The 25,745-nt window shown below is 61.7% G+C and carries 28 protein-coding genes; all 28 read left to right on the top strand.

The genetic code is table 11. The features are described 5' to 3' along the window. Nucleotides 1–26: 26 nt before the first annotated feature. The 28 genes from FIV39_RS15755 (at nt 27) to FIV39_RS15620 (ending at nt 25,739) form a co-directional block, all read left to right on the top strand. Nucleotides 27–1,238 carry a sensor histidine kinase gene (locus FIV39_RS15755; protein ID WP_090409760.1) on the top strand — a complete coding sequence of 404 codons (1,212 nt, stop codon included), beginning with the start codon at nt 27–29 and terminating at the stop codon, nt 1,236–1,238. A gap of 4 nt (nt 1,239–1,242) precedes the next feature. Next, nucleotides 1,243–2,619 (top strand): sigma-54-dependent transcriptional regulator, encoded by a 1,377-nt coding sequence (locus tag FIV39_RS15750; protein ID WP_090400020.1) that lies wholly within the window; start codon nt 1,243–1,245, stop codon nt 2,617–2,619. Between the two features lie 128 nt (nt 2,620–2,747). Next, nucleotides 2,748–3,077: a flagellar hook-basal body complex protein FliE gene (gene fliE / locus FIV39_RS15745; protein ID WP_015885194.1), complete on the top strand. Its 330-nt coding sequence runs from the start codon at nt 2,748–2,750 to the stop codon at nt 3,075–3,077. A gap of 16 nt (nt 3,078–3,093) precedes the next feature. Continuing rightward, complete coding sequence (gene fliF, locus FIV39_RS15740) at nt 3,094–4,872, top strand: flagellar basal-body MS-ring/collar protein FliF (RefSeq protein ID WP_053133228.1); 1,779 nt, start codon at nt 3,094–3,096, stop codon at nt 4,870–4,872. Beyond that, nucleotides 4,865–5,884, top strand: coding sequence for a flagellar motor switch protein FliG (gene fliG / locus FIV39_RS15735; RefSeq protein WP_048720872.1), 1,020 nt, complete (start codon nt 4,865–4,867; stop codon nt 5,882–5,884). The genes fliF and fliG overlap by 8 nt, the downstream gene beginning before the upstream one ends. 10 nt (nt 5,885–5,894) lie before the next feature. Next, complete coding sequence (fliH, locus tag FIV39_RS15730; protein ID WP_090400018.1) at nt 5,895–6,659, top strand: flagellar assembly protein FliH; 765 nt, start codon at nt 5,895–5,897, stop codon at nt 6,657–6,659. Next, a complete protein-coding gene (fliI, locus tag FIV39_RS15725; RefSeq protein WP_090400016.1) occupies nt 6,649–8,007 on the top strand; it encodes a flagellar protein export ATPase FliI in 1,359 nt (452 codons plus the stop codon). The genes fliH and fliI overlap by 11 nt, the downstream gene beginning before the upstream one ends. A gap of 3 nt (nt 8,008–8,010) precedes the next feature. Continuing rightward, nucleotides 8,011–8,460: a flagellar export protein FliJ gene (fliJ, locus tag FIV39_RS15720; protein WP_090400014.1), complete on the top strand. Its 450-nt coding sequence runs from the start codon at nt 8,011–8,013 to the stop codon at nt 8,458–8,460. A gap of 167 nt (nt 8,461–8,627) precedes the next feature. Continuing rightward, nucleotides 8,628–8,933, top strand: coding sequence for an STAS domain-containing protein (locus FIV39_RS15715; protein WP_090400011.1), 306 nt, complete (start codon nt 8,628–8,630; stop codon nt 8,931–8,933). Next, nucleotides 8,930–10,648, top strand: coding sequence for an ATP-binding SpoIIE family protein phosphatase (locus FIV39_RS15710; RefSeq protein ID WP_090400009.1), 1,719 nt, complete (start codon nt 8,930–8,932; stop codon nt 10,646–10,648). Before FIV39_RS15715 ends, FIV39_RS15710 begins: the two co-directional genes overlap by 4 nt. Before the next feature lie 30 nt (nt 10,649–10,678). After that, entirely contained in the window at nt 10,679–11,023 is a 345-nt protein-coding gene (locus FIV39_RS15705; protein WP_090400007.1) for an Hpt domain-containing protein, read from the top strand. Nucleotides 11,024–11,127: 104 nt separating this feature from the next. Continuing rightward, complete coding sequence (locus FIV39_RS15700; RefSeq protein ID WP_090400005.1) at nt 11,128–12,468, top strand: flagellar hook-length control protein FliK; 1,341 nt, start codon at nt 11,128–11,130, stop codon at nt 12,466–12,468. Nucleotides 12,469–13,044: 576 nt separating this feature from the next. Next, a complete protein-coding gene (gene fliL / locus FIV39_RS15695; RefSeq protein WP_090400003.1) occupies nt 13,045–13,551 on the top strand; it encodes a flagellar basal body-associated protein FliL in 507 nt (168 codons plus the stop codon). A 9-nt stretch (nt 13,552–13,560) separates the two neighbouring features. After that, nucleotides 13,561–14,529, top strand: a complete 969-nt coding sequence (fliM, locus tag FIV39_RS15690) for a flagellar motor switch protein FliM (protein ID WP_027603859.1) — start codon at nt 13,561–13,563, stop codon at nt 14,527–14,529. Between the two features lie 55 nt (nt 14,530–14,584). Continuing rightward, the gene (fliN, locus tag FIV39_RS15685) at nt 14,585–15,052 is read left to right on the top strand and encodes a flagellar motor switch protein FliN (RefSeq protein ID WP_090400002.1); all 468 of its coding nucleotides are present in this window, start codon (nt 14,585–14,587) and stop codon (nt 15,050–15,052) included. 1 nt (nt 15,053) lies between these two features. Next, nucleotides 15,054–15,488 carry a flagellar biosynthetic protein FliO gene (fliO, locus tag FIV39_RS15680; protein ID WP_090400001.1) on the top strand — a complete coding sequence of 145 codons (435 nt, stop codon included), beginning with the start codon at nt 15,054–15,056 and terminating at the stop codon, nt 15,486–15,488. Then, complete coding sequence (gene fliP / locus FIV39_RS15675) at nt 15,488–16,231, top strand: flagellar type III secretion system pore protein FliP (RefSeq protein ID WP_090399999.1); 744 nt, start codon at nt 15,488–15,490, stop codon at nt 16,229–16,231. The genes fliO and fliP overlap by 1 nt, the downstream gene beginning before the upstream one ends. A gap of 4 nt (nt 16,232–16,235) precedes the next feature. After that, nucleotides 16,236–16,505: a flagellar biosynthesis protein FliQ gene (fliQ, locus tag FIV39_RS15670; protein WP_003175300.1), complete on the top strand. Its 270-nt coding sequence runs from the start codon at nt 16,236–16,238 to the stop codon at nt 16,503–16,505. A gap of 4 nt (nt 16,506–16,509) precedes the next feature. After that, entirely contained in the window at nt 16,510–17,295 is a 786-nt protein-coding gene (gene fliR, locus FIV39_RS15665; RefSeq protein ID WP_024076701.1) for a flagellar biosynthetic protein FliR, read from the top strand. 3 nt (nt 17,296–17,298) lie between these two features. Beyond that, the gene (gene flhB / locus FIV39_RS15660) at nt 17,299–18,435 is read left to right on the top strand and encodes a flagellar biosynthesis protein FlhB (RefSeq protein WP_090399997.1); all 1,137 of its coding nucleotides are present in this window, start codon (nt 17,299–17,301) and stop codon (nt 18,433–18,435) included. 133 nt (nt 18,436–18,568) lie between these two features. Then, nucleotides 18,569–18,769: a cold shock domain-containing protein gene (locus FIV39_RS15655; protein WP_090399994.1), complete on the top strand. Its 201-nt coding sequence runs from the start codon at nt 18,569–18,571 to the stop codon at nt 18,767–18,769. A 44-nt stretch (nt 18,770–18,813) separates the two neighbouring features. Further along, entirely contained in the window at nt 18,814–19,017 is a 204-nt protein-coding gene (locus FIV39_RS15650) for a cold-shock protein (protein ID WP_090399993.1), read from the top strand. Nucleotides 19,018–19,266: 249 nt separating this feature from the next. Continuing rightward, complete coding sequence (flhA, locus tag FIV39_RS15645) at nt 19,267–21,381, top strand: flagellar biosynthesis protein FlhA (protein WP_276544464.1); 2,115 nt, start codon at nt 19,267–19,269, stop codon at nt 21,379–21,381. Between the two features lie 12 nt (nt 21,382–21,393). After that, a complete protein-coding gene (gene flhF, locus FIV39_RS15640) occupies nt 21,394–22,710 on the top strand; it encodes a flagellar biosynthesis protein FlhF (RefSeq protein WP_090399991.1) in 1,317 nt (438 codons plus the stop codon). A gap of 105 nt (nt 22,711–22,815) precedes the next feature. Then, complete coding sequence (fleN, locus tag FIV39_RS15635; protein ID WP_003192912.1) at nt 22,816–23,649, top strand: flagellar synthesis regulator FleN; 834 nt, start codon at nt 22,816–22,818, stop codon at nt 23,647–23,649. Then, nucleotides 23,646–24,386, top strand: coding sequence for an RNA polymerase sigma factor FliA (gene fliA, locus FIV39_RS15630; protein WP_090399989.1), 741 nt, complete (start codon nt 23,646–23,648; stop codon nt 24,384–24,386). Before fleN ends, fliA begins: the two co-directional genes overlap by 4 nt. Before the next feature lie 171 nt (nt 24,387–24,557). After that, entirely contained in the window at nt 24,558–24,932 is a 375-nt protein-coding gene (locus FIV39_RS15625) for a chemotaxis response regulator CheY (RefSeq protein WP_160385018.1), read from the top strand. 18 nt (nt 24,933–24,950) lie between these two features. Continuing rightward, the gene (locus tag FIV39_RS15620) at nt 24,951–25,739 is read left to right on the top strand and encodes a protein phosphatase CheZ (RefSeq protein WP_090399987.1); all 789 of its coding nucleotides are present in this window, start codon (nt 24,951–24,953) and stop codon (nt 25,737–25,739) included. Nucleotides 25,740–25,745 lie beyond the last annotated feature (6 nt).

Here is a 25,745-nt window from a genome sequence, read left to right as displayed (position 1 = left end):
GACGGTCAGCCAAGCGAGAGAGCATGATGCCCCACGCCGCCCAACTATCTTCGACCCCTGCCATCCAGGGGCTGGTTCCGCCTGTAGAGCCGCCGACCCGCCAGGGTCTTGAACAGGCGTTCTCGCAGTTCAGCCAGATGTCGAGCCAACTGACCGACTCCTACAGCCTGCTGGAAGCCCGGGTCTCCGAGCTTAAAGGCGAACTGGCGGTGGTCAGCGCCCAGCGCATGGAAGAGCTGGCCGAGAAAGAGCGCCTGGCCAACCGACTGCAAAACCTGCTGTCGCTGTTGCCCGGTGGCGTGATCGTCATCGATGAAGACGGCCGCGTGCGTGAAGCCAACCCGGCGGCCTGCGACATGCTCGGCCTGCCGCTGGAAGGCGAGCTGTGGCGCCATGTCATCACCCGCTGCTTTGCGCCGCGTGAGGACGATGGTCACGAAATCTCCCTGAAAGACGGTCGTCGCCTGTCCATTGCCACCCGTTCCCTGGATGCGGAACCGGGCCAGTTGGTGCTGCTCAACGACCTGACTGAAACCCGTCACCTGCAAGACCAGTTGGCGCGCCATGAGCGTTTGTCGTCCCTGGGCAGGATGGTCGCTTCGTTGGCGCATCAGATCCGCACGCCGCTGTCGGCCGCGTTGATCTACGCCAGTCATTTGACTGATGAACAGTTGCCCGCCGCCACCCACCAGCGCTTTGCCGGGCGCCTGAAGGAGCGCCTGCATGAATTGGAGCACCAGGTGCGCGACATGTTGGTGTTTGCCCGCGGCGAATTGCCGCTGACCGACCGCGTGACGCCGGCCCAACTGATGCAGGCCCTGCAGGCTGCGGCCGCTACCCATATTCAAGACGTGCAAGTGCGCTGGCAGTGCGACAGCCACCTCGGCGAGCTGCTGTGCAACCGCGACACCTTGGTGGGCTCGCTGCTCAACCTGATCGAAAACGCCACCCAGGCCAGTGGCCCCGGCGCGCGGCTCAAGGTGCACCTGTACAACCGCGAGCAAACCTTGCGCCTGTGCATCAGCGACAGCGGCAGCGGCATCGATCCGCTGGTGCTCAAGCGCCTGGGTGAACCGTTTTTTACCACCAAGACCAACGGTACCGGCCTGGGCCTGACCGTGGTCAAGGCCGTGGCACGTGCCCATCAGGGAGAATTGCAGCTGCATTCCCGCTTGGGGCGTGGCACCTGTGCATTGATGACCTTGCCGCTGTTTTCATGCGCGGCGAGCGCGGAGTAAGGCTATGGCTATCAAGGTTCTATTGGTGGAAGACGATCGCGCCCTGCGTGAAGCATTGGCTGACACGCTGCTGTTGGCGGGCCATGACTACCGGGCGGTCGGGTCTGCCGAGGACGCCTTGGAGGCGGTGGAGCAGGAAACCTTCAGCCTCGTGGTCAGTGACGTGAACATGCCCGGCATGGACGGCCACCAGTTGCTCGGCCTGCTGCGGGCGCGTCAGCCGCAACTGCCGGTGTTGCTGATGACCGCCCATGGCGCGGTGGAGCGTGCCGTGGACGCGATGCGCCAGGGCGCTGCGGATTACCTGGTCAAACCCTTCGAGCCTAAAGCCCTGATCGAACTGGTCGCGCGCCACGCCCTGGGCGTGATCCCGGCCCACGAAGGCGAGGGCCCGATTGCCTTCGAACCCGCCAGTGCCCAATTGCTCGAGTTGGCAGCCCGTGTGGCGCGCAGTGATTCCACGGTGCTGATCTCCGGCGAGTCCGGCACCGGTAAAGAGGTGCTGGCGCGTTATATCCACCAGCAGTCGACCCGCGCCAAACAACCGTTTATCGCCATCAACTGCGCGGCGATCCCCGACAACATGCTTGAAGCCACGCTGTTCGGCCACGAAAAGGGCTCGTTCACCGGCGCCATCGCGGCCCAGGCGGGCAAGTTCGAACAGGCCGATGGCGGCACCATTCTGTTGGATGAGATTTCGGAAATGCCCCTGGGCCTGCAAGCCAAACTGCTGCGGGTGCTGCAGGAGCGCGAAGTGGAGCGAGTCGGCGCGCGCAAGCCGATCCAGCTGGATATCCGCGTGGTCGCCACCACCAACCGTGACCTCGCCGGCGAAGTGGCGGCGGGGCGTTTCCGGGAAGACCTGTTCTATCGGCTCTCGGTGTTCCCGCTGGCCTGGCGACCGCTGCGTGAGCGCCCGGCAGACATCATTCCGCTGGCCGAGCGCCTGCTGAACAACCACGTCAAAAAAATGAAGCACGCCCAGGCGCGGCTGTCGGCCGAAGCCCAGGCCTGCCTGATCAGTTATCCATGGCCCGGCAACGTGCGGGAATTGGACAACGCTATCCAGCGCGCGCTGATTCTGCAGCAGGGCGGCTTGATCCAGCCCCAGGATTTCTGTCTGGCCATGGGCAGTGGTGCCGCGCCATTGCCGACGTTGGCGCCCGTGCCGGTGGTTGCAGAGGCTGAGTCTGCCGGCGCCCTGGGCGACGACCTGCGTCGCCGCGAATTCCAGATGATCATCGACACCCTGCGTGCCGAGCGCGGCCGTCGCAAAGAGGCCGCCGAGCGCCTGGGCATCAGCCCGCGCACCCTGCGCTACAAGCTGGCGCAGATGCGCGACGCCGGGATGGACGTGGAAGCGTATTTATTCGCCACGTAACCGGTAACAAGGTCGACAAGGTTTGTCGCCTTTTCTTACGAGTTGATACAGAGCTGGCACCCTTGTTGCTACCTCCCCTAGTAATCGCTGCGTAGTGTCAAAAATTTGCGGGTTGGAGAGAGAAGGTCATGAGCCAGGGTATTGAGTTCAATCGGTTGATGTTGGATATGCGCTCCATGCAAATGGATGCCATGGCTCAGCCGAAATCCGTCGCGCCAGCGCCGGAATTGGGCCAAAGCAGCTTCGCCGACATGCTCGGCCAGGCCATCAACAAAGTCAGCGACACCCAGCAAGCCTCCAGCCAGTTGGCCAATGCGTTCGAGATCGGCAAAAGCGGCGTGGACCTCACCGATGTGATGGTCGCCTCGCAAAAGGCCAGCGTCTCCTTCCAGGCCCTGACCCAAGTGCGTAACAAGCTGGTCCAGGCCTATCAAGACATCATGCAGATGCCGGTTTAAGGGCGAGATTTAAGTCATGGCAGAAGCAGTCTCCGACAACGTACCCGCCAAGGCAGACGGCAAGCCGCCGCTGTTTGGCCTGTCGTTCCTGGAAAACCTCTCGGAAATGACCATGCTGCGTCAGGTGGGCCTGATGGTCGGCCTGGCTGCCAGCGTGGCGATTGGTTTTGCCGTAGTGCTGTGGTCGCAGCAACCTGATTATCGGCCGCTGTACGGCAGCCTGGCGGGCATGGATTCCAAGCAGATCATGGAAACCCTCGCCGCCGCCGACATCGCCTACACCGTGGAGCCCAACTCCGGCGCCTTGCTGGTCAAGGCCGACGATGTGGCCCGTGCGCGGATGAAGTTGGCCGCCGCCGGCGTGACCCCGTCCGACAGCAACATCGGTTTCGAGATCCTCGACAAGGATCAGGGCCTGGGGACCAGCCAGTTCATGGAAGCCACCCGCTACCGGCGTGGCCTTGAAGGCGAGCTGGCGCGCACCATTTCCAGCCTGAACAACGTCAAGGGTGCCCGCGTGCACTTGGCGATCCCGAAAAGCTCGGTGTTTGTGCGCGACGAGCGCAAGCCAAGTGCTTCGGTACTGGTCGAACTGTTTTCCGGCCGCTCCCTGGAGCCTGGCCAGGTCCTGGCGATCATCAATCTGGTGGCCACCAGCGTTCCCGAACTGAGCAAGTCGCAAATCACCGTGGTCGACCAGAAGGGCAACCTGCTGTCCGACATGGCCGAAAACTCCGCGCTGACCCAGGCCGGCAAGCAGTTCGACTACAGCCGCCGCATGGAAAGCATGCTCACCCAGCGTGTGCACAACATCCTGCAGCCGGTGCTGGGCAATGACCGCTACAAGGCGGAAGTGTCTGCCGACGTGGACTTCAGTGCCGTCGAGTCGACCTCCGAGCAGTTCAACCCGGACCAGCCGGCCCTGCGCAGTGAGCAATCGACCAGCGAACAACGCACCGCCAGCAATGGCCCGCAAGGTGTGCCGGGTGCCCTGAGCAACCAGCCACCGGCCCCGGCCTCGGCGCCGCAAACCACCGGTGGCGCCGCAGCCACCGCTGGCGCGATCCAGCCTGGCCAGCCACTGTTGGATGCCAACGGCCAGCAGATCATGGACCCGGCCACCGGCCAGCCGATGCTCGCGCCGTACCCGGCGGACAAGCGCAACCAGTCCACCAAGAACTTCGAACTCGACCGTTCCATCAGCCACACCAAGCAGCAGCAGGGTCGCGTCAATCGCCTGTCGGTGTCGGTGGTGGTCGATGACCAGGTCAAGGTCAACGCCGCTGACGGTGCTGTAACACGTGCGCCGTGGAGCGCCGACGAATTGGCGCGCTTCACGCGCCTGGTGCAGGACGCCGTTGGTTTTGACGCCAGTCGTGGTGACAGCGTCAGCGTGATCAACATGCCGTTCTCCGCCGAGCGCGGTGAAGTGATCGCCGAAGCGGCGTTCTACACCCAGCCGTGGTTCTGGGACATCGTCAAGCAAGTGCTGGGTGTGTTGTTCATCCTGGTGCTGGTGTTCGGTGTGCTGCGCCCGGTGCTCAACAACATTACCGGCAACGGCAAGAAGCAACTGGCGGCCTTCGGTGGCAGCGATGTCGAGTTGGGTGGCATGGGCGGCCTGGACGGCGAACTGGCCAACGACCGCGTCAGCCTCGGCGGCCCGCAAAGCATCCTGTTGCCGAGCCCGAGCGAAGGCTACGACGCTCAGTTGAACGCAATCAAAAGTCTGGTAGCAGAAGACCCGGGCCGTGTGGCCCAGGTCGTGAAAGAGTGGATTAACGCAGATGAGTGATAGTCGAGCCGCTGTTGCCAAACTTACCAAGGTCGACAAAGCCGCTGTATTGCTGCTGTCCCTTGGTGAAACCGATGCCGCCCAAGTGCTGCGTCACATGGGGCCTAAAGAGGTCCAGCGTGTGGGCGTGGCCATGGCGCAGATGCGCAATGTGCACCGTGAGCAAGTCGAGCAGGTGATGAGCGAGTTCGTCGAGATCGTCGGCGACCAGACCAGCCTGGGCGTCGGCTCCGACAGCTACATCCGCAAGATGCTCACCTCGGCCTTGGGCGAAGACAAGGCCAACGGCCTGATCGACCGCATCCTGCTGGGCGGCAACACCAGTGGCCTGGACAGCCTCAAGTGGATGGAGCCGCGCGCGGTCGCCGACGTGATCCGCTACGAGCACCCGCAGATCCAGGCGATCGTGGTGGCTTACCTCGACCCGGACCAGGCCGGTGAGGTCCTCGGCCACTTCGACCATAAAGTGCGCCTGGACATCATCCTGCGCGTGTCGTCGCTGAACACCGTGCAGCCGGCGGCCCTGAAAGAACTCAACACGATTCTCGAGAAACAGTTCTCGGGCAACTCGAACGCCTCGCGGACCACCTTGGGTGGTATCAAGCGCGCGGCCGACATCATGAACTTCCTCGACAGCTCGGTCGAAGGCCAGTTGATGGACTCGATCCGCGAGATCGACGACACCCTGTCCGGCCAGATCGAAGACCTCATGTTCGTGTTCAACAACCTCTCCGATGTCGACGACCGTGGCATCCAGGCGCTGCTGCGCGAAGTGTCCTCCGATGTGCTGGTACTGGCACTCAAGGGCTCCGACGAAGGCGTCAAGGAGAAGATCTTCAAGAACATGTCCAAGCGTGCCTCCGAGCTGTTGCGCGACGACCTGGAAGCCAAGGGGCCGGTACGCGTCAGCGACGTGGAAACCGCCCAGAAGGAAATCCTCACGATTGCCCGCCGTATGGCCGAAGCCGGAGAAATCGTTCTCGGCGGGAAGGGCGGCGAAGAAATGATCTAAGGCGCTGCTCATGTCGAACAAAGATGAGGCGCCCAGCGATCTGATTCGCGCACGGGACGTCGGTGGGTTCGACATCTGGTCGTTGCCCAGCTTCGATCCGCATGTGCCCGAGCCCGAGCCGGAACCGGTTGAAGAGCCGCCGGTGGAAATGGAAGAAGTGCCGCTGGAGGAAGTCCAGCCACTGACCCTGGAAGAGTTGGAGAGCATCCGTCAGGAGGCCTACAACGAAGGCTTCGCCGCCGGCGAGAAAGACGGTTTTCGCAGCACCACCCTCAAGGTGCGCCAGGAGGCCGAGGCGGCGCTGAGCGTCAAGCTGGAGAGCCTGGATCGGCTGATGGGCAACCTGTTCGCGCCCATCGCCGAGCAGGACTCGCAAATCGAAAAATCCATGGTCGGCCTGGTACAGCACATCGCCCGCCAGGTGATCCAGCGCGAACTGGTGCTGGATTCCAGCCAGATCGAAAGCGTGATGCGCGAAGCTCTCAAGCTGCTGCCCCTGGGCGTCGGCAATGTGCGGCTGTACATCAACCCGCAGGACTTCGAACAGGTCAAAGCGATGCGCGAGCGCCATGAAGAAACCTGGCGCATCGTCGAAGATGCGGCGCTGCAGCCCGGCGGTTGCCGGGTCGAGACCGAGCACAGCCGCATCGATGCCACGGTGGAAACCCGCATCAGCCAGATCATGGCCAAGCTGCTTGATCAGCAACACGAGCAGGCGCTGAACCCGGCCGAGCCGGACCTGAGCGTGGACCTGGACGCCCCCGATGCGCCTTGACCGCACCAGCTTCGCCAAGCGCCTGGGCGGTTACGCCGAGGCCACCGAGTTGCCCGGCCAGCCGATCCTCGAAGGGCGCCTGTTGCGCATGGTCGGCCTGACCCTCGAAGCCGAAGGCCTGCGCGCCGCCATGGGCAGTCGCTGCATGGTGATCAACGACGACAGCTATCACCCGGTGCAGGTCGAAGCCGAAGTGATGGGCTTTTCCGGCAACAAGATTTTCCTGATGCCCGTCGGCAGCCTGGCCGGTATTGCGCCCGGCGCCCGCGTGGTGCCCCTGGCCGATACCGGCCGCCTGCCCATGGGCATGAGCATGCTCGGCCGTGTGCTGGACGGCGCCGGTCGCGCGCTGGACGGCAAGGGCGGCATGAAGGCCGAAGACTGGGTGCCGATGGACGGCCCCACGATCAACCCGCTCAACCGCAACCCCATCAGCGTGCCGCTCGACGTGGGCATTCGCAGCATCAACGGTTTATTGACGGTCGGCCGCGGCCAGCGTCTGGGCCTGTTCGCCGGTACGGGTGTGGGTAAGTCGGTATTGCTCGGCATGATGACGCGCTTTACCGAGGCCGACATCATCGTGGTGGGCCTGATCGGCGAGCGGGGCCGCGAGGTGAAGGAATTCATCGAGCACAGCCTCGGTGAAGAAGGCCTCAAGCGCTCGGTGGTGGTCGCATCCCCTGCGGACGATGCGCCGCTGATGCGTTTGCGCGCGGCCATGTACTGCACGCGCATCGCCGAATATTTTCGCGACAAGGGCAAGAACGTCCTGTTGCTGATGGACTCGCTCACCCGTTTCGCCCAGGCCCAGCGGGAAATCGCCCTGGCCATCGGCGAGCCCCCGGCCACCAAGGGCTACCCGCCGTCGGTGTTCGCCAAGCTGCCCAAGCTGGTGGAGCGCGCCGGTAATGCCGAGGCCGGTGGTGGTTCGATCACCGCGTTCTACACCGTATTGTCCGAAGGCGATGACCAGCAGGATCCCATCGCCGACTCGGCGCGGGGCGTGCTTGACGGCCACATCGTGCTGTCGCGGCGTTTGGCGGAGGAGGGGCACTACCCGGCCATCGACATCGAAGCGTCGATCAGCCGGGTGATGCCGTCGGTGGTCACGCCGGAGCATATGGCCCGCGCGCAGCAGTTCAAGCAGCTGTGGTCGCGTTATCAACAGAGTCGCGATCTGATCAGCGTCGGCGCCTATGTGGCCGGTGGTGATCGCGACACCGACCTGGCGATCGCCCTGCAACCGCAGTTGGTGACCTACTTGCGCCAGGGCCTCAACGACAAGATCAGCATGGGTGAAAGCGAAGCGCACCTGGGTTCGATCTTCGCCCCCGCGCCGGGCGGCTAAGCCATGGCCAACAGCCGCGCTGCGCGCCTGGCCCCGGTGGTGGACATGGCCGAAAAAGCCGAGAAAACCGCCGTCCAGCGCCTGGGGTATTTCCAGGGGCAAGTGCGTTTGGCGGAAAGCAAGCTGGGCGACCTGGAGCGCTTCCGTAGCGAATACCAGCAGCAATGGATCGAACGCGGCACGCAAGGTGTGTCGGGCCAATGGCTGATGAGTTACCAGGGCTTTCTCAATCAGCTCGAAACGGCCGTCGGCCAGCAGCGCCAAAGCCTGGCCTGGCACCAGAACAACCTCGACAAGGCTCGCGAGAGCTGGCAGCAAGCCTTCGCCCGCGTCGAGGGCTTGCGCAAACTGGTGCAGCGCTACATCGACGAAGCGCGGGCATTGGAAGACAAGCGCGAGCAGAAGCTGCTCGACGAACTATCACAGCGTCTTCCCCGCCAATCACAATTCTGAATGGGGGAGGGGGCTTGCTCCCGATAGCGGTAGATCGGCCAATGAGTTTGTTGACTGATCCACGGCTATCGGGAGCAAGCCCCCTCCCGCATTTGACTTGCGGTGTTGCTGGTATCCCATTCGCCTGCTACACCTTGTGTCTATGCCTATGACAAGGAAGCAGTCGCATGTCAATCGAGTCAGAAGTATCCCTGGACGGGAAGAAGTTGACGATCGCCATCAAGGGCCGGTTCGATTTCGGCAGCCACCAGGCGTTTCGCGACGCCTACGAGCGTTACTACAAGGTGCCTGATTCGTATGTGGTCGACCTGAAAGAAACCACCTATATGGACAGTTCGGCCCTGGGCATGCTCCTGCTGTTGCGGGACCATGCCGGTGGCGAGGAGGCGCAGGTCCAGGTGATCAACACCAACTCCGATGTGCGCAAGATCCTCGCCATCTCCAACTTCGATAAATTGTTCGACATCAATTGAGCGCCCTGGCCCCCGCGGTCGAGCCGCTGACGATCCTGATCGCCGAAGACAGCGCCGCCGATCTGCTGTTGCTGTCGACCATCGTGCGACGCCAGGGTCACCACGTGATTACCGCCAGCAACGGCGAGGAAGCCGTTGAAGTGTTCGCCCGTGAGCGTCCGCAACTGGTGTTGATGGACGCATTGATGCCGGTGATGGATGGCTTTGGTGCTGCGCGCAAGATCAAGCAGTTGGCGGGGGAAGAGCTGGTCCCCATCATCTTCCTCACGTCCTTGCGCGAAAGCGCCGCCCTGGCCGAATGCCTGGATGCCGGCGGCGATGACTTCCTGCCCAAACCCTACAACCAGCTGATCCTGGCGGCCAAGATCAACGCCATGGATCGCCTGCGTCGCCTGCAAGCCACGGTGTTGCAGCAGCGTGACCAGATCGCCAGGCACCATGACTACCTGCTGCGTGAGCAACGGGTGGCCAAGGCGGTGTTCGATAAAGTCGCCCACTCCGGCTGCATCAACGCGGCGCCGAATATCCGCTACCTGCAATCGCCCTATGCGCTGTTCAACGGCGACCTGCTGCTGGCGGCGTACACGCCGTCGGGTGACATGCACGTACTGCTCGGCGATTTCACCGGCCATGGCCTGCCGGCAGCGGTGGGCGCCATGCCCCTGGCGGAAGTGTTCTACGGCATGACCGCCAAGGGCTATGGCCTGGCGCAGATCCTGCGGGAGATGAATGCCAAGCTCAAACGCATCCTGCCGGTGGACATGTTCTGCTGCGCCACCTTGTTGTGCCTGAGCACGCAGCGGCGGGTGGTGGAGGTGTGGAACGGCGGCATGCCCGAAGGCTATGTGCATGAAGTCGCCAGCGGCAAGCGCACGCCGTTGCAGTCGCGGCATTTGCCGTTGGGGGTGCTGGCGGCGCCAGCCTTTGATGATCGCACCGAAGTCTGGCCGATGGCCCTGGGTGACCGGGTGTTCCTGTTGTCCGATGGGGTGCTGGATACCGCCGACGCCAATGACCAACTGTTTGGCGCCGAGCGCTTGCAGCAGGTGTTTGCCGCCAACCGTGAGCCCGACCGCCTGTTCGACGACATCGAGCAGGCCCTGGCGGCCTTTTGCGGCGTGGCGCGCGATGACGTGAGCATGGTGGAGATCACGCTGGGTCCCGGGCAGCCGCTGCGGGCGACCGGGCCGTTGTATGCTGACAGCGGCCAGTCGTGCCCGCTGGATTGGTCGGTGAGTTTCGAATTTCGTGCCGAAACCCTCAAGCGTTACAACCCCTTGCCCTACCTGTTGCAACTGCTGCTGGAGATCCAGGGGCTGCGCGAGCAGAGCGGGGCGCTCTACAGCGTAATGGCCGAGTTGTACTCCAATGCGTTGGAACATGGTGTGCTGGGCCTGGACTCGCGGCTCAAGCGCGATGCCCAGGGTTTTGCCGAGTATTACCGTCAGCGCAATGACCGCCTGGCCCAGTTGAGCAGTGGTTATGTGCGCGTGCATGTACAGGTGGTGCCCACCGAGGCGGGCGGCAAGATGACCCTGCGCCTTGAAGACAGCGGGCCAGGGTTCGACGTGGAGCAAGTGCTGGCTCGGCCGCAGGACATCGACCGTCTGTCCGGCCGAGGCCTGAACCTGGTGCGCCAATTGAGCAGCGAGGTGCGCTGGTCCGATGGCGGGCGCAGTGTGTGCGTAGAGTTTTGCTGGGGGGCTCTGGCATAATCCGCCGATTCTTGATCAAGGAGCGAGCAAGTGGTTGATATTCATCTGGACCCGGCGGTGTTATCGGGTTTGCAGGAAGTCATGGAAGGCGAGTACCCCAAGTTGCTCGCGACCTTCCTCGACGATTCCCAGAAGCGCATCGAAGCCTTGCGCCAGGCGCGGGACGATGCCAAGGCGCTGGGCCGGATTGCGCATAGTTTCAAGGGCAGCAGCGGCAACCTTGGCGCGGTGCGATTGGCGCAGTTGTGCCAGCGGTTGGAGGCTGAGTCGGTTGAGGCGGCGGCAGACCTGGGGGCGTTGGTCGATCAGATTGATCACGAGTTTGCGTTGGTGAAACCGATGTATGAATCGGAGCGGCAGCGGTTTCAGATTTGATGATCGTTCCCGCGCAGCGCGTGGGGAACGATCAACCTGGCCCGACTCTTGCTCTACCTCCTGATACTGCATCCCCGATCCCCATGCAGTGGAGACCTTTACCTATGCCAGTCGCCCCGAATTCGCTTCTTCAGGCTGCCCCTGCGGCCAAGCCTCAAGCGCCTGCCGTCAATCCTCCGGCAGTGGCTGCGGACCCACGGGACAAGGGCCCTGGCTTCGCTCAAGTGTTCGCCAGCCAAGGTTCCAAGCCCACGGTCAAGGCCGATGACAACTCGGCCAAGCCCACGCGGGACAAGCCTGCCGATGCCAGCGCCAAGCCTGTGGCGGGCAACGACAAACCTGCCGCCAGCACGCCAGCGGTTGCCGATAGCGGCAATACCTTGCCTGCCAAGCCACCGGCAGCGTCCGACGGCACTGCCAGCAAGGATGACGAGGCACCCGTCGATCCGGCCCTGGCGCAGCAGCCTCCGGTGGACCCGGTGGCCGATCCGGCATTGATTGCCACGGTCACCCCGGTGGTGGTGCCGGTGCCGGTGGAAACCCCGGCACCCGTTGCCGCTGCCAAGGATGACAAGGCGGCGCCGGTGGTTACCGCGCCAATCGCCGCGACCGAGGAAGCCAAGCCGGCCTTCGATCCCGAGGCCGATCCCCTGGACGCCATGCCGGCCGTACGCCTGGCGATGGAGCAGGGCGGGCATGTGTCGGCCAGCAGCCAGGCGCCGGCCAAAACCGCACCGACGACTACCCAGGACCAGCCAACCGCCGCACAGAACTTTGCCGCCGGCCTGGCTACCATGGTCGACCAGCAAGCCACCAAGGACAGCACTGGCCAGGGCGGCGACAAGGCCTTCAGCGGCTTGATCGAAGGCGGCCTCAAGGACTTGAAAGAGGCCAGCAGCGACACCCGCGTCGATGACTTCGCCAATCGCCTGGCCGCATTGACCCAGGCAGCCACGCCGAAAACCGCGAATGCCTTGCCGCCGGTGACGAATGCGCCGCTGGCCATGCACCAGAGCGGCTGGACCGACGAGATCGTCAACCGCGTGATGTACCTCTCCAGCGCCAACCTCAAATCGGCGGAGATCCAGTTGCAGCCGGCTGAACTCGGTCGCCTGGACATCAAGGTCAACATGACCGCCGACCAGCAGGCCCAGGTCAACTTCATGAGCGCCCACCCGGTGGTGCGCGAAGCCCTGGAAAGCCAGTCCGGTCGCTTGCGCGAGATGTTCGCCCAGCAGGGCATGGGGCAGGTGGATGTGAACGTGTCCGACCAGTCCCGTGGCCAGGAGCAGCAGCAACAGCAGGCCCAGACCCGTGGTGTGAGCGGTAGCGGCGGGCGCGGTGGAGATAACGGCGACAGCGGCAACCACATTGATGTGGCTGAAGCAGTGGCGCCCGTGACTTCGACGGTGATCGGCTCCAGCGCCGTCGATTACTACGCCTGACGTGAGTCCGGCATAGGACAAAATGTGGGAGGCGGTGTCAGTTCATACAGCAGTTGACTGATACACCGCTATCGGGCCATGGGTATCTACACAGCTTTGGCGTGGCACTGAACCTGTGGCGAGGGAGCTTGCTCCCGTGACGGCCCGAGAGCTCGATGTGAGAGGGGCTGTGCGACGATTCGACTTGCCCCCGATGGCGGCCTCTGGGCCGACCTTTTTTTGGATCATACCGAGTACATATCCGTTGCTGCGGTCACGGCCACTTAGGGTTCCGCTCTTACAGCGGGTCACTTTTTGAAGAGCGCAAAAAGTAACCCAAAAACACAGCCCCGGACCTGCCTGGCACACTGCAGCGCTCTTATTGGGGCTGCTGCGCAGCCCAACGCGGGGCAAGCCCGCTCGCCACAGGTTACTGTTTGCCCGTTCTATCTCTTAACTGACTGGCATTAGGGAAGCCCCCTCCCACATTTGATTTGTGGTGTTCCTTCCTCGGCGCTTGCCAGACAACTCTGGCATAACACTTGCTCTTGCCTTTCCGTAGATCTATGAATTCCCGAATAGTGACGGATTATTGGCATGGCGAAGAGCGACGACGCAGCAAAAGCACCCGCACCGGCAGGCAAAGGCAAGCTCAAGCTTATCCTGATGATTGTCGTGGGCCTGCTCCTGGCCATCGGTGCCTCTGTAGGCGGCACCTGGTACATCATGCACAGCAGTGCCAGCAAGCCGGCACCTGTCGCCGAAACTGCCGGTAACGTCAAGCAACCGGCAATCTTCGAGCCTATGCTTCCGGCCTTTGTCGCCAACTTCAACCAGAACGGTCGCCAACGCTACCTGCAAGTGAGCATCACCTTGCTGGCGCGGAATGCGGCGGACCTGGAGGCTCTCAAGGAGCACATGCCAGTGATCCGCAATAACCTGGTGATGCTGTTCTCCGGGCAGAGTTTCGACGCCTTGGCCACCCCGGTGGGCCAGGAAATGCTGCGCCAGAAGGTCACTGCCAGCGTGCAGGAAGTGGCCCAGAAGGAGCTCGGCAAAGTCGTGATCGAGCAGGCGCTCTTCACTAATTTCGTATTGCAGTAGGATCACCACATGGCCGTGCAGGACCTGCTGTCCCAGGATGAAATCGACGCGCTGTTGCATGGCGTCGACGACGGTCTGGTACAGACCGAAATGGCTGCCGAGCCCGGCAGCGTCAAAAGTTATGACCTGACCAGCCAGGATCGCATCGTCCGTGGACGCATGCCGACCCTGGAGATGATCAACGAACGTTTCGCCCGTTACACCCGGATCAGCATGTTCAACATGCTGCGCCGCTCGGCGGACGTGGCGGTGGGCGGTGTGCAGGTGATGAAGTTCGGCGAGTACGTGCACTCGCTGTACGTACCCACCAGCCTCAACCTGGTCAAGATCAAGCCACTGCGCGGTACCGCGCTGTTCATCCTCGACGCCAAGCTGGTGTTCAAGCTGGTGGACAACTTCTTCGGCGGTGACGGCCGTCACGCCAAGATCGAAGGCCGTGAATTCACCCCCACCGAGTTGCGCGTGGTGCGCATGGTGCTGGAACAGGCCTTCATTGACTTGAAGGAAGCCTGGCAGGCGATCATGGAAGTCAATTTCGAGTACATCAACTCGGAAGTGAACCCGGCCATGGCCAACATCGTCGGGCCGAGCGAGGCCATTGTGGTGTCCACGTTCCACATCGAACTCGATGGCGGTGGCGGCGACCTGCACGTGACCATGCCGTACTCGATGATCGAGCCGGTACGCGAGATGCTCGACGCCGGCTTCCAGTCCGACCTCGATGACCAGGACGAACGCTGGGTCAAGGCCCTGCGCGAAGACCTGCTGGACGTCGACGTGCCGCTGAGCGCCACCGTGGCCCGTCGCCAGTTGCGCCTGCGGGATATTTTGCACATGCAGCCGGGGGACATTATCCCGGTCGAATTGCCGGACGAAATGATCATGCGCGCCAACGGCGTGCCGTCGTTCAAGGTCAAGCTCGGTTCCCACAAGGGCAACCTCGCTTTGCAAGTGGTTGAGCCGATCAATCGTCGCTAGCCACACCTATTGATGCGCCCCTATTTATGAATGTTTGCTCCGCCGAGGACATGTAATGGCTACCGAACACGAAAACACTTCCGCCGAAGACCAGGCCCTGGCTGACGAATGGGCTGCGGCCCTGGAAGAAACCGGCGATGTTGGCCAGGACGATATCGACGCACTGCTGGCCGCCGACGCCGCCACTGCGCCAGCGGGTAACCGTTTGCCCATGGAAGAATTCGGCAGCGTGCCGAAGAACCACGACCCGGTGACCCTCGATGGGCCGAACCTGGACGTGATCCTCGACATCCCGGTGTCGATCTCCATGGAAGTGGGCAGCACCGACATCAACATCCGCAACCTGCTGCAACTCAACCAGGGCTCGGTGATCGAGCTGGATCGCCTGGCCGGTGAGCCGCTGGACGTGCTGGTCAACGGCACCCTGATCGCCCACGGCGAAGTGGTGGTGGTCAACGAAAAGTTCGGCATCCGCCTGACCGACGTGATCAGCCCAAGCGAACGCATCAAGAAGTTGCGCTGATATGAAACGGCTGATGGTGGGACTGTTAGCCGCGTTGCCATTGGCGGCGTGGGCGGCGGAGCCGGTGGCTCAAGCTGCCGCTGCGCCGGTCGGTGGCAGCGTTGGCGGGCAACTCACCCAGCTGGTGCTGGGCCTGTTGCTGGTGGTCGGCTTGATCTTCGTGTTGGCCTGGCTGATGCGTCGCGTGCAGAACATCGGCCCGGGCAATGCCCAGGTCATCGAAATGATCGGCTCGCGCGCCCTCGGCCCGCGTGATCGGCTGGTGCTGGTGCAAGTGGGCGAGGAGCAGATCCTGCTGGGCATTACCCCTGGCCGAATCACCCCGCTGCACGTGCTCAAGACCCCGGTGCAAACCACCCAGTCCCAGCCTGCCACGCCAGAATTCGCCCAGCGCCTGATGGAGTTGCTGGGCAAGGATCAGAAGGATAAGAAGTAATGCGCGTTTTATTGACGCTCATGCTGTTGCTGGCCGCGCCGTTGGCGTTTGGCGCCGACCCGTTGTCGATCCCGGCGATTACGCTGGGTACCAACGCGGCGGGGGCCCAGGAGTATTCGGTCAGCCTGCAGATCCTGCTGATCATGACCGCGCTGAGTTTTATCCCGGCGTTTGTCATGCTGATGACCAGTTTCACGCGGATCATCATCGTGTTCTCGATCCTGCGTCAGGCCCTGGGCTTGCAGCAGACGCCGTCGAACCAGATCCTCACCGGCATGGCCTTGTTCTTGACGCTGTTCATCATGGCGCCGGTGTTCGACAAGGTGAACCAGCAAGCCCTGCAGCCGTACCTGGCAGAGAAAATGACCGCCCAGGATGCGATCGACAAGGCCCAGGGCCCGATCAAGGACTTCATGCTGTCGCAGACGCGCTCCAGCGACCTTGAGCTGTTCATGCGGCTGTCCAAGCGCACCGACATCGCGACCCCGGACCAGGCGCCGCTGACCATCCTGGTGCCGGCGTTCGTCACCTCGGAACTGAAGACGGCGTTCCAGATCGGCTTCATGATCTTTATCCCGTTCCTGATCATCGACCTGGTGGTGGCGAGCGTGCTGATGGCCATGGGTATGATGATGCTGTCGCCGCTGATTATTTCATTGCCATTCAAGATCATGCTGTTTGTGCTGGTGGACGGCTGGGCGCTGATTATCGGCACCCTGGCCAGCAGTTTCGGAGGCGTATAGCGCCATGACCCCAGAAGTCGCCGTCGACCTGTTCCGTGAAGCGCTATGGCTGACCACCATGATGGTTGCCGTGCTGGTGGTGCCGAGCCTGTTGGTGGGCCTGCTGGTGGCGATGTTCCAGGCCGCGACCCAGATCAACGAACAGACCTTGAGCTTCCTGCCGCGCCTGCTGGTGATGCTGGTCACGCTGATCGTCGCCGGGCCCTGGTTGGTACAGACCTTCATGGAATACATCCTGCAGCTGTACGGCAGTATTCCGCAGTTGATCGGCTGACCCGATGCAGTCTTTGCTGGCATTGACCGACACCCAGATCAGCACCTGGGTGGCCTCTTTCATCCTGCCGTTGTTTCGCGTGACGGCGGTGCTGATGAGCATGCCGGTGTTCGGTACCACCCTGGTACCGCGCCGTATCCGCCTGTATTTCGCGGTGGCGATCACCGTGGTGTTGGTGCCGGGCCTGCCGCCAATGCCGCCCGTCAATGCACTCGACCTCAGTGCCCTGATGCTGATCGCCGAGCAGATCCTGATCGGCTCGCTGCTGGGCTTCTCGCTGCAACTGTTTTTCCAGGCGTTCGTGATCGCCGGGCAAATTATCTCGATCCAGATGGGCATGGGTTTCGCGTCCATGGTCGACCCCACCAACGGCGTGTCGGCGGCGGTGATCGGGCAGTTCCTGACCATGCTGGTGACCTTGCTGTTCCTGGCAATGAACGGCCATCTTGTGGTGTTCGAGGTGCTGACCGAAAGCTTCACCACTTTGCCGGTGGGGTCGGGGCTGGTGGTCAATCATTTCTGGGAGCTGGTGGGACGCCTCAGTTGGGTGCTCGGTGCCTCGCTGTTGCTGGTGCTGCCGGCGATCACGGCGTTGCTGGTGGTCAACATCGCTTTTGGCGTCATGACTCGCGCGGCGCCACAGCTGAACATCTTCTCGATTGGTTTCCCCCTGACCCTGGTGCTGGGCATGGGGATTTTCTGGGTCGGCATGGCTGACATTCTCAATCAGTATCAACCGCTGGCGACCGACGCCTTGCAGTTCTTACGTGATCTGGCACGGGCGCGCTGAGCCATGGCCGAGAGCGAGAGTGGTCAGGACAAAACAGAAGACCCCACGGAGAAACGTAAAAAGGACTCCAGGGAAAAGGGCGAGATTGCCCGCTCCAAGGAACTCAACACCGTTGCGACCATGATGGCCGGTGCCGGTGCCTTGCTGATCTATGGCGGCGGCCTGGCGCTGGACCTGATGGAGCTGATGAAGCACAACTTCACCTTGCCGCGCGATGTGTTGCTCAACCCCGGCTCCATGGGCCAATACCTGCTGCACTCGGGCAAGATCGCAATATTGGCGGTGCAGCCCATCTTGATCACCTTGCTGCTGGCCGCGCTGATCGGTCCGGTCGCCCTCGGTGGCTGGCTGTTCGCCGCCGGCAGCATGGCGCCCAAGTTCAGCCGCATGAACCCCGGGGCAGGGCTCAAGCGCATGTTTTCCGCCAAGGCCCTGGTGGAGCTGCTCAAGGCCCTGGCCAAGTTCATCCTGATTCTGTTTGTCGCGCTGATGGTGTTGTCGTCCGACATCGACGACTTGCTGCGTATTGCCCACGAGCCGCTGGAGTCGGCCATCATCCACAGCGTGCAGGTGGTGGGCTGGAGTGCGCTGTGGATGGCCGCCGGGCTGATCATCATTGCGGCGGTGGATGCGCCGATCCAGCTGTGGGAAAGCCACAAGAAACTGCTGATGACCAAGCAGGAAGTGCGCGACGAACACAAGGATCAGGAAGGCCGTCCCGAGGTCAAGCAACGCATCCGCCAACTGCAGCGGGAAATGTCCCAGCGCAAGATGATGGCTTCGGTGCCCGACGCCGACGTGGTCATCACCAACCCGACCCACTACGCCGTGGCGCTCAAATACGACCCGGAGAAGGGCGGCGCACCGATGTTGCTGGCCAAGGGCAGCGACTTCACTGCCCTGAAAATCCGTGAAATTGCGGTGGCCCACGACATCCTGTTGCTGGAGTCACCGGAACTGGCGCGGTCGATCTTCTACTCCACCGACCTCGACCAGGAAATCCCCGCAGGGTTGTACCTGGCCGTGGCCCAGGTGTTGGCGTATGTCTATCAGATTCGCCAATACCGCGCGGGCAAGGGCAAACGCCCTGATCCCCTCAAGGACTTGCCGATTCCGCCGGAATTGCGCCGCGATTCCTGATCTTTCACGCAATTACAGTGCTACCGCTCGTCGAAAAATCCCCTCTACCTGTCAACTTTGACAGTAGCCAGCATCACCTTTTCTCGGTTCTATTGCTTCAGGCACTGCGCAACAGGACGCGGGAAGTGAGGTGATGCAGTTGTTTATAGGCAGAGTCAAAGCTTATGACCCACAGACCGGTAAAGGCTCGATTGCGCCGGATGATGGTGGGGATGACGTGTCAGTAGATCTGCGCAGTTCGGGTGGATACATGCTTTTGGAGGGCCTGAAAGTGTCGTTTCGGATGATTCATCGACCGGATGGCATCTATGCATGCGACGTCAAACTGATCTGACGACACCTGTGCAGGTCCTTAATTGAAGTGTTCGGAGAACGGCAATGGCAACGGGTACTGTGAAGTGGTTTAACGCGGAGAAGGGTTTTGGTTTTATTACGCCCGACGATGGTAGTGGGGATATTTTTGTCCACTATTCAGCAATCATTGCGGGCGGGTTCAAGGCCCTTTTAGAAGGGCAAAAAGTTGAGTTTGGCGTCACCCAGGGCCAAAAAGGGCCCCAGGCCGAGAACGTAAAAGCCCTATAGAAAAAGCAGTTTGGGTCGTTTGAATGTTTCCCTCTCTGCTCCACCCCTGCACCGAAGCAAATGTGGGAATGGGCAAGCCCCCTCCCACATTTGCTTCGTGTACATCCAATAAAACCTGGGCGCCTGTAGCGATCCACACCCTCAAAAGCAAAGTTGGAAGGCTTCTTGCAATACCGCCTCCAGGACGCCTTCCGGCGTCAAAAGTTTGCTTCAAGGAAACGAGGAATACCGGTGGTGGATCGCTCTCAAATGTTCAGCACGGCCCGTGGCACCCTGACTGACCTCTCGCGGGGCAATCTGGGTGTGCCGTTGTTGTTGCTGGTCATGCTGGCAATGATGATGTTGCCGATGCCGCCGTTCTTGTTGGACGTGTTCTTCACTTTCAACATCGCCCTCTCCGTCGTGGTGCTGCTGGTGTGTGTCTACGCCCTGCGGCCGCTGGATTTCGCGGTATTCCCGACGATTCTGCTGGTGGCGACCCTGCTGCGGCTCGCGCTGAACGTGGCGTCCACCCGAGTGGTAATGCTCCACGGTCAAGATGGCCACGCGGCTGCCGGTAAGGTGATCCAGGCCTTCGGTGAGGTGGTGATCGGCGGTAACTACGTGGTCGGTATCGTGGTGTTCGCCATCCTGATGATCATCAACTTTGTCGTGGTAACCAAGGGCGCCGGGCGGATTTCCGAGGTGAGCGCACGTTTTACCCTCGACGCGATGCCCGGCAAGCAGATGGCTATCGACGCCGACCTCAACGCCGGCCTGATCGACCAGAACCAGGCCAAGACCCGCCGTTTGGAAGTCGCCCAGGAAGCCGAGTTCTACGGTTCCATGGACGGTGCCAGCAAATTCGTGCGCGGTGACGCCATCGCCGGCCTGCTGATCCTGTTCATCAACCTGATCGGCGGCATGGCGGTCGGGATCTTCCAGCACGGCATGACCTTCGGCGATGCGGGCAAGGTGTACGCCTTGCTGACCATCGGTGACGGTTTAGTGGCGCAATTGCCATCACTGTTGTTATCTACAGCTGCCGCCATCATGGTGACCCGTGCGTCGGGCTCCGAAGACATGGGCAAGCAAATCAGCCGCCAGATGTTTGCTTCGCCCAAGGCGCTGGCCGTGGCGGCGGGCATCATGGCGATCATGGGGATCGTGCCGGGCATGCCCCATGTGTCGTTCCTGAGCATGGCGGCCATGGCGGGCGGTGGTGCCTACCTGTTCTGGAAGAAGCAAAACGCGGTCAAGGTCCAAGCCCTGCAAGAAGTTGCGCGCCAGCAGGAACTGTTGCCATCGCCGGCCCGCGCCCAGGAAACCAAGGAGTTGGGCTGGGACGACGTGACCCCGATCGACATGATCGGCCTGGAAGTCGGCTACCGCTTGATTCCGCTGGTCGACCGCAACCAGGGTGGCCAGTTGCTCGCGCGGATCAAGGGCGTGCGCAAGAAGCTGTCCCAGGACCTGGGCTTCCTGATGCCCACCGTGCATATCCGCGACAACCTCGACCTGGCACCCAGTGCCTATCGCCTGACCCTGATGGGCGTGATCCTGGCCGAAGCCGAGATCTACCCGGACCGCGAGCTGGCAATCAACCCCGGCCAGGTATTCGGCAGCCTCAACGGCATTACCGCCAAAGATCCGGCTTTTGGCCTGGACGCGGTGTGGATCGAAATCAGCCAGCGCAGCCAGGCGCAGTCCCTGGGCTACACCGTCGTGGACGCCAGTACCGTGGTTGCCACTCACCTCAACCAGATTCTGTACAAGCACTCCCACGAGCTGATCGGCCACGAAGAAGTCCAGCAATTGATGGGCTTGCTGGGCAAGGCTTCGCCAAAACTGGCAGAAGAGCTGGTGCCGGGCGTGCTGTCGTTGTCGCAACTGCTCAAGGTGCTGCAGGCGCTGCTGGCCGAACAGGTGCCCGTACGCGACATTCGCAGCATTGCCGAGGCCATCGCCAACAATGCCGCCAAGAGTCAAGATACTGCCGCGCTGGTGGCGGCGGTGCGTGTCGGATTGTCCCGCGCAATCGTGCAAAGCATTGTAGGGCTTGACTCCGAGCTGCCTGTGATCACCTTGGAACCAAGGTTGGAACAGATATTGCTCAATAGTATTCAGAAGGCAGGACAAGGCCAGGAAGAGGGCGTTCTGCTGGAGCCAAGCATGGCTGAGAAACTGCAGCGTTCGTTGATCGACGCCGCACAGCGCCAGGAAATGCAGGGCCAACCGGTGATTCTGCTGGTGGCAGGCCCGGTCCGGGCGATGTTGTCGCGGTTTGGACGTCTGGCAGTACCGAATTTGCACGTTTTGGCTTATCAGGAAATTCCTGACAACAAGCAAGTGACTATCGTCGCGACAGTAGGGCCCAACGGCTGAGGGTAGTGGGTTATGCAAGTTAAGCGTTTTTTCGCCGCCGATATGCGTCAGGCCATGAAACTGGTCCGCGATGAGCTGGGTGCCGATGCTGCGATTATCGGTAACCGTCGTATTGCCGGCGGTGTCGAGCTGACGGCTGCCCTGGATTACACCCCCTCGGCATTGGCGCCGCGTGTGCCGAACATGGAACTCGAAGACGAACTGCGCAAGACCGCTTCGCGCATCGTCTCGGCCCAGGCCGAACTGAGCATGCGTGGCGACAGCGATGCCACCACCAACCGCCAATTGTTCGCCGGCCTGCCGCTGACCGCCGCCGAACCGCTGGTTGAGCCAACGTTCATCGAACCGCCGCGTCCTGCCGCGCCAGCCCCGGCCGCCGCAGTCGATCAGCGTGTATTCGACTCGATGCGTTTTGAACTCAACGGCCTGCGCGAGCTGCTGGAAGTGCAGCTGGGCTCGCTGGCCTGGACCCAACTGCAAGGCAGCAAACCGCACCAGGCCAACCTCTGGCGTCGCCTGCAACGCATTGGTCTGTCCGGCCCGCTGTCCCGTGACCTGCTGGCCCTGACCACCGAAATCGAAGAGCCTCGCCAGGCCTGGCGCATGTTGCTGGCCCACCTGGCGCGGATGATCGCCACCCCGGAAATCGAACCCCTGGAAGAGGGCGGTGTGATCGCCATGGTCGGCCCTGCCGGCATGGGCAAGACCACCACCCTCGCCAAGCTGGCGGCGCGCTATGTGCTCAAGTACGGCGCGAATAACATCGCGCTGGTGAGCATGGACAGCTACCGCATCGGCGCCCAGGAACAGCTCAAGACCTTGGGCCGTATCCTCAATGTGCCGGTCACCCATGTCGACCCGGGCCAATCCCTGGCCAACGCGCTCGACCCATTGCTGCGCAAACGCGTAGTGCTGATCGACACCGCTGGCCTGCAAGCCAGCGATCCGGCATTGCGCATGCAGCTGGAAAGCCTGGCCGGGCGTGGCATCAAGTCGAAAAATTACCTGGTGCTTGCAACCACCAGCCAGAAACAGGTTCTTACCGCTGCGTACCACAGCTACAAGCGTTGCGGTTTGGCCGGTTGCATCCTGACTAAACTGGATGAAACCGCCAGCCTGGGCGAAGTGTTGAGCCTGGCTATCAGCCATGAACTACCGGTTGCCTACCTGACCGACGGGCCGCGGATCCCGGATGATTTGCATCTGCCGCGCCGTCATCAGTTGGTCAGCCGCGCCGTCAGCGTGCAAATGCAAGAAGAGCCTAGCGAGGAAGCGATGGCCGACATGTTCGCCGACCTCTATCACAACCCGGCAAAACGGGTGGGTTGAGGCGTGATGAACACCGTGAAATGTACCTACATCGATGGTCTGCAAGCGATTCACGCGGCCAAGCCATGTAGCCTGCGTCTAAGCAAGACAAGGTAAAGAAATAAAATGGGCAGCATGCATCCCGTACAGGTGATCGCGGTGACCGGCGGCAAAGGTGGCGTCGGGAAAACTAACGTGTCAGTGAATTTGTCCCTGGCCCTGGCAGAGCTTGGCCGTCGCGTCATGCTGCTGGATGCTGACCTGGGGCTGGCGAACGTCGACGTTCTGCTGGGGCTGACGCCCAAACACACGCTTGCCGATGTGATCGAGGGGCGCTGTGAGCTGCGCGACGTGCTGCTCCAGGGCCCTGGCGGGATCCGCATCGTGCCGGCTGCCTCCGGCACCCAGAGCATGGTGCACCTGAGCCCGGCGCAGCATGCCGGCCTGATCCAGGCATTCAGTGACATCGGCGACAACCTCGACGTGCTGGTGATCGACACCGCCGCCGGGATCGGCGAGTCCGTGGTCAGCTTCGTGCGCGCGGCGCAGGAAGTCTTGCTGGTGGTCTGCGATGAACCCACCTCGATCACCGACGCCTACGCCCTGATCAAACTGCTTAACCGTGACTACGGCATGAACCGCTTCCGCGTCCTGGCCAACATGGCCCAGAGCCCGCAGGAAGGTCGCAACCTGTTCGCCAAGTTGACCAAGGTCACGGATCGCTTTCTCGATGTCGCCTTACAATACGTCGGTGCGGTTCCTTACGACGAGTGTGTGCGCAAGGCTGTGCAAAAGCAGCGTGCAGTCTACGAAGCGTTCCCTCGTTCCAAATGCGCATTGGCGTTCAAGGCTATTGCCCAGAAGGTCGATACCTGGCCGTTGCCTGCCAACCCTCGGGGGCATCTGGAGTTTTTCGTCGAGCGATTGGTGCATCAGACGAGTGCGGGACCGGTGCTATGACAGCGAACGGCTATAACGTGTACAAGAAATCTGCCCGTGACAGCCAGGGCGAATTGATCGAGCGCTATGCGCCGCTGGTCAAGCGCATTGCCTATCACCTGTTGGCACGCCTGCCCGCCAGCGTCCAGGTCGAAGACCTGATCCAGGCGGGCATGATCGGCCTGCTCGAAGTGTCGACCAAGTACGACGCGAGCAAGGGCGCGAGCTTCGAGACTTATGCGGGGATCCGCATCCGTGGCGCAATGCTCGACGAGGTGCGCAAGGGTGACTGGGCGCCGCGTTCGGTGCACCGAAATACCCGCATGGTCAGTGACGCAATTCGTGCAATTGAAGCAAAAACCGGTCGCGACGCTAAAGATCACGAAGTTGCGGCCGAACTCCAATTGAGTCTCGACGATTATTACGGGATTTTGAACGATACCTTGGGCAGCCGCCTGTTCAGTTTCGACGACCTGTTGCAGGACGGCGAACACGAAGGGCTGCATGAGGACGGCGCGAGCGCTCATATGGAGCCGTCGCGTGACCTGGAAGATGAGCGTTTCCAGGGGGCGTTGGCGGACGCCATTGCCAACTTGCCGGAGCGCGAGCGGTTGGTGTTGGCGCTGTACTACGACGAAGAGCTGAACCTCAAGGAAATCGGTGAGGTCCTGGGGGTCAGCGAATCGCGTGTCAGCCAGTTGCACAGCCAGTGCGCCGCCCGCTTGCGGGGGCGTTTGGGAGAGTGGCGAGCGCGCTGACAGGCAGTGTGGGGGAGCATTGCAACGCGATACCGCGAAGGTGATAGGCCTTCGCGGGCTCGGGCCGTGGTGCCCCCGGCAGTCCTTTTTGTGTAATGCCTGTTGATTGAAATGGCGCGTCCAGGTGCTGGGCGCGTTTAAGACTGCTTGGAGGTCGAATTGGACAAGAACATGAAAATCCTCATCGTTGATGACTTCTCAACGATGCGGCGGATCATAAAAAACCTGTTGCGTGACCTTGGGTTCACAAACACGGTCGAGGCGGATGACGGCCTTACGGCGATTCCGATCCTCAACAGCGGGAGCATCGACTTTCTGGTAACGGACTGGAACATGCCGGGCATGACCGGTATCGACTTGTTGCGCCACGTGCGTGCCGACGAAAAATTGCGCAGCCTCCCCGTGTTGATGGTGACCGCCGAAGCCAAGCGTGAACAGATCATCGAAGCCGCCCAGGCCGGGGTCAACGGTTACGTAGTCAAACCATTCACTGCACAGGCCTTGAAAGAGAAGATCGAAAAGATCTTCGAACGCATCCACGGCTAATGCCATCGCGGGGGAGCTATGGAGCATAAAGAAACGTCACAGGGCGACTTTGAGTCGACCCTGAAAAAGCATGCTCACCAGTTGGTCGACAGCCTTGAAAAAGGCCATTTCGGCGACGCGGTGCAGTTAATCCATGAGCTTAACCAGACCCGTGACCGCGGCCTGTACCAGGAAGTGGGCAAGCTCACACGCGAGCTGCACAGTGCGATCGTCAATTTCCAGATTGACCCGCACATGCCCCAGGCCGAAGAGATTTCGCAGATCACCGACGCCACCGAACGCCTGTCCTATGTGGTCAGGCTGACCGAGGCGGCGGCCAACCGCACCATGGACCTGGTGGAAAACGCCACGCCTCTGGTTAACGGCATGGCCACGGAAGCCCAGGCCCTGAGCGTTGACTGGGGCCGCTTCATGCGCCGTGAAGTCGGTGCAGAAGAGTTTCGTGAGCTGGCCCGTCGGGTTGAAGGGTTTTTGTCACGCAGCGAGCAGGAAAACCGCACGGTTTCCAGCAACCTCAATGACATTCTGCTCGCCCAGGATTACCAGGACCTGACCGGTCAGGTGATCAAGCGTGTGACCCAGTTGGTCACCGAAGTGGAAAGCAACCTGCTCAAATTGGTACTCATGGCCGGCCAGGTCGACCGTTTTGCCGGCATCGAACATGACCGCGAAGCGATCCTCTCTGAAAAAGATCCACAAAAACATCTCGCCAAGGGTGAAGGTCCGCAGATTCATGCCGATAAACGTGAAGACGTTGTGTCAGGTCAGGATGACGTAGATGACCTGTTATCCAGTTTAGGCTTCTAAGGAGCA

It is taken from the genome of Pseudomonas grimontii (assembly GCF_007858185.1).
In the GTDB taxonomy this organism is placed as follows: Bacteria; Pseudomonadota; Gammaproteobacteria; order Pseudomonadales; family Pseudomonadaceae; genus Aquipseudomonas; species Aquipseudomonas grimontii.
The sequence above is the reverse complement of the archived record's forward strand: the minus strand, read 5'-3'. Positions and strand labels throughout refer to the sequence as shown.

What these genes read in the sequence shown, in the direction of transcription:
- fliH (WP_090400018.1), top strand. Translation starts at nt 5,895, where the DNA reads ATGTCGAACAAAGATGAGGCGCCCAGCGATCTGATTCGCGCACGGGAC.
- fliP (WP_090399999.1), top strand. Translation starts at nt 15,488, where the DNA reads ATGCGCGTTTTATTGACGCTCATGCTGTTGCTGGCCGCGCCGTTGGCG.
- fliE (WP_015885194.1), top strand. Translation starts at nt 2,748, where the DNA reads ATGAGCCAGGGTATTGAGTTCAATCGGTTGATGTTGGATATGCGCTCC.
- fliI (WP_090400016.1), top strand. Translation starts at nt 6,649, where the DNA reads ATGCGCCTTGACCGCACCAGCTTCGCCAAGCGCCTGGGCGGTTACGCC.
- FIV39_RS15750 (WP_090400020.1), top strand. Translation starts at nt 1,243, where the DNA reads ATGGCTATCAAGGTTCTATTGGTGGAAGACGATCGCGCCCTGCGTGAA.
- flhB (WP_090399997.1), top strand. Translation starts at nt 17,299, where the DNA reads ATGGCCGAGAGCGAGAGTGGTCAGGACAAAACAGAAGACCCCACGGAG.
- fliL (WP_090400003.1), top strand. Translation starts at nt 13,045, where the DNA reads ATGGCGAAGAGCGACGACGCAGCAAAAGCACCCGCACCGGCAGGCAAA.
- fliG (WP_048720872.1), top strand. Translation starts at nt 4,865, where the DNA reads ATGAGTGATAGTCGAGCCGCTGTTGCCAAACTTACCAAGGTCGACAAA.
- fliJ (WP_090400014.1), top strand. Translation starts at nt 8,011, where the DNA reads ATGGCCAACAGCCGCGCTGCGCGCCTGGCCCCGGTGGTGGACATGGCC.
- FIV39_RS15755 (WP_090409760.1), top strand. Translation starts at nt 27, where the DNA reads ATGCCCCACGCCGCCCAACTATCTTCGACCCCTGCCATCCAGGGGCTG.
- fliN (WP_090400002.1), top strand. Translation starts at nt 14,585, where the DNA reads ATGGCTACCGAACACGAAAACACTTCCGCCGAAGACCAGGCCCTGGCT.
- fliR (WP_024076701.1), top strand. Translation starts at nt 16,510, where the DNA reads ATGCAGTCTTTGCTGGCATTGACCGACACCCAGATCAGCACCTGGGTG.
- flhF (WP_090399991.1), top strand. Translation starts at nt 21,394, where the DNA reads ATGCAAGTTAAGCGTTTTTTCGCCGCCGATATGCGTCAGGCCATGAAA.
- FIV39_RS15620 (WP_090399987.1), top strand. Translation starts at nt 24,951, where the DNA reads ATGGAGCATAAAGAAACGTCACAGGGCGACTTTGAGTCGACCCTGAAA.
- FIV39_RS15625 (WP_160385018.1), top strand. Translation starts at nt 24,558, where the DNA reads ATGAAAATCCTCATCGTTGATGACTTCTCAACGATGCGGCGGATCATA.
- FIV39_RS15700 (WP_090400005.1), top strand. Translation starts at nt 11,128, where the DNA reads ATGCCAGTCGCCCCGAATTCGCTTCTTCAGGCTGCCCCTGCGGCCAAG.
- FIV39_RS15650 (WP_090399993.1), top strand. Translation starts at nt 18,814, where the DNA reads ATGGCAACGGGTACTGTGAAGTGGTTTAACGCGGAGAAGGGTTTTGGT.
- flhA (WP_276544464.1), top strand. Translation starts at nt 19,267, where the DNA reads ATGTTCAGCACGGCCCGTGGCACCCTGACTGACCTCTCGCGGGGCAAT.
- fleN (WP_003192912.1), top strand. Translation starts at nt 22,816, where the DNA reads ATGGGCAGCATGCATCCCGTACAGGTGATCGCGGTGACCGGCGGCAAA.
- fliQ (WP_003175300.1), top strand. Translation starts at nt 16,236, where the DNA reads ATGACCCCAGAAGTCGCCGTCGACCTGTTCCGTGAAGCGCTATGGCTG.
- fliA (WP_090399989.1), top strand. Translation starts at nt 23,646, where the DNA reads ATGACAGCGAACGGCTATAACGTGTACAAGAAATCTGCCCGTGACAGC.
- fliM (WP_027603859.1), top strand. Translation starts at nt 13,561, where the DNA reads ATGGCCGTGCAGGACCTGCTGTCCCAGGATGAAATCGACGCGCTGTTG.
- FIV39_RS15715 (WP_090400011.1), top strand. Translation starts at nt 8,628, where the DNA reads ATGTCAATCGAGTCAGAAGTATCCCTGGACGGGAAGAAGTTGACGATC.
- fliF (WP_053133228.1), top strand. Translation starts at nt 3,094, where the DNA reads ATGGCAGAAGCAGTCTCCGACAACGTACCCGCCAAGGCAGACGGCAAG.
- FIV39_RS15655 (WP_090399994.1), top strand. Translation starts at nt 18,569, where the DNA reads ATGCAGTTGTTTATAGGCAGAGTCAAAGCTTATGACCCACAGACCGGT.
- fliO (WP_090400001.1), top strand. Translation starts at nt 15,054, where the DNA reads ATGAAACGGCTGATGGTGGGACTGTTAGCCGCGTTGCCATTGGCGGCG.